The following is a 546-nucleotide window of genomic DNA, read 5'->3' on the forward strand; positions in this document are numbered from 1 at the left end:
ATTTAATGGTCTGTTTTACCTACGTATTCCATACATTTAATGGAATAAAAAGAAAGGAATGGTGTGAATGAATCAATGTCCAAAATGCGGGGCCAGTGCAAGCACAGACCAATTATTTTGCAATAACTGCGGCTTTTCTTTCACCGTGTCCCAAGCTGCAGCTAAGCATAAAAAGAGCTGGTATATTGGCGGGGGTATTGCGCTTATCCTTCTTTTAACTTTTGTATTTTATTTCTTTTTCGCTGGCTCAGAAGAAAAGACGGCTGACCGCTTTATTGAGGCATTAGAATCGAAAGATACAGCTGTGTTAAGAGAGTTATTAGACTCTTCGCAGTCTACTATAGTTATTAATGACACATCTATTCAAGCTCTGTTAGACGCAACTTCCGATGGTTCTATTTTACGAGACGTTGAAAATGATTTAAAAAATAAATCGAGTATCTACTTTACAATAAAAGAACAGAAACATTCACTACTCTTCAAAAAACAGTACGTGGTTGTCCCGTCATCATATTATATCTCCCTCACCACGCCAGAGGATACAAC

Annotated in this window: 1 protein-coding gene; it reads left to right on the forward strand. The window is 37.7% G+C overall.

Features of this window, described 5'->3' with window-relative positions; genetic code table 11:
- Positions 1-67: 67 nt before the first annotated feature.
- Positions 68-546 (forward strand): TcaA second domain-containing protein (locus AC1DRF_RS31870; protein ID WP_477742809.1); only part of this gene is annotated, 479 nt, incomplete at its 3' end.

It is taken from the genome of Priestia sp. P5_B4 (assembly GCF_056400385.1).